Genomic DNA, 1445 nt, shown 5'->3' with positions numbered 1-1445 from the left:
GGGGTTTTCTTATGTCTAAATATTTACTAAAAACAAAATTAGAAGCAGTAGATTTGTATCAAAGAGGATTTAGTACAAAAGAAATTCAAGAGAAATTACATATCACATCACATAGATCTATTGATGGTTGGATCAATAATTATCAACAGTATGGTAACAGAGGCCTGGAAAAAAGCTTTTCTAAGACAAGATATAGTGGTCAATTTAAATTAGAAGTCTTAAACTGGAGAAAAGAACATAGTGCCAGCTATCAAATTACTGCCAATCATTTTAATATTAAACAACATTCCACTATTGCGAATTGGCAAAGAAAATTAAATGAAGGCGGTGTTGATGCTTTATTTATTAAGCAAGGACGACCTTTAATGCATAAAAAGAAAATTAAAGCAAAGAAGCATAAATATACTTTTCAAGAGTTAACTGAACTTGAACGTCTACGTTTAGAGAATCGTGCATTACATGTAGAAAATGAATATCTAAAAAAACTAGATGCCTTAGTTCAGAAACGCGGACATCGGACGAAGAAAGATCTATAGTTAATGAACTAAGGCAAGAATTTGGCTTTAAATTAAAAGAAATATTACCCTACACAAGTTTGTCTAAAAGTACATTCGAGTACCATCCTCATCCAAAAAAGAAGCTGATCAGTGATAAAGCACTTGTTTCAATTATCAAAATGATAAAGAAGCATCATGCCAGTTATGGATACTGGCCTGTAACTGATACTCTGAGGATGACTTATCACCTAATGGTTAATCATAAACGTGTTCAACGCTTAATGCGTGAGAACAATTTAGGAGCTAATAAATATAATCTGAGAGCCGGTAAATATGATTCTTCAAAGGGTCCACAAAATAAGAAAGCTAAGAATCGGTTCCATCAAAAGTTTAAGACTGATAGACCATATCAAAAGGTCGTAACTGATATTAGTGAATTTAGATATGGGAACATGACTATCCGTGATCGTGTATATTTATCGCCATTTAAGGACTTATTCAGCGGAGAAATTATTAGTTATACGATCACCGATCGTCCATTAACAAGATATGTTCTAGAAGGATTAGAGGGAGTGTTTACTGCAAGACCAAAGCTATTAAATTATCGAATGACAATCCATAGTGATCAAGGAATTCAATATCAATCTAATCCATATCGACATGCTTTACGAAAACATAAAGTATTTCAAAGCATGTCACGAAGAGCTACATGTCATGATAATGCAGCTATGGAAAGTTTCTTTCACATTATGAAAGTTGAAATGAATTATTTTACACATCACTTTGATACTAAGAAACAATTGGTTAAGGCGATGAAAGAATGGATAAGTTATTACAATGAAGATAGAATTCGGCACAAACTAAAAGGCTTAACTCCGATTCAATATCGGAATCAAGCCTTAAGTAAAATGATATAAAACTAACGTCCAGTTTTAGGGGTTAGCTTCA

2 protein-coding genes are annotated in these 1445 nt (G+C 32.7%); both read left to right on the top strand.

Annotated features, from left to right (window positions below; all coding sequences use genetic code 11):
- Positions 1 to 536: helix-turn-helix domain-containing protein (locus F5ESL0259_RS08915; protein ID WP_233558057.1), on the top strand; the 536-nt coding region annotated here is incomplete at its 5' end.
- Positions 473 to 1414 (top strand): IS3 family transposase, encoded by a 942-nt coding sequence (locus tag F5ESL0259_RS08910; RefSeq protein WP_122038233.1) that lies wholly within the window; start codon positions 473 to 475, stop codon positions 1412 to 1414. The genes F5ESL0259_RS08915 and F5ESL0259_RS08910, both read left to right, overlap by 64 nt.
- The last annotated feature ends 31 nt before the right edge of the window (positions 1415 to 1445 follow it).

Origin of the sequence: Lactobacillus sp. ESL0259 (assembly GCF_003693045.1) — a bacterium.
GTDB classification, from domain to species: Bacteria; Bacillota; Bacilli; order Lactobacillales; family Lactobacillaceae; genus Lactobacillus; species Lactobacillus melliventris.
This window is presented reverse-complemented; position numbering and strand designations above follow the sequence as displayed.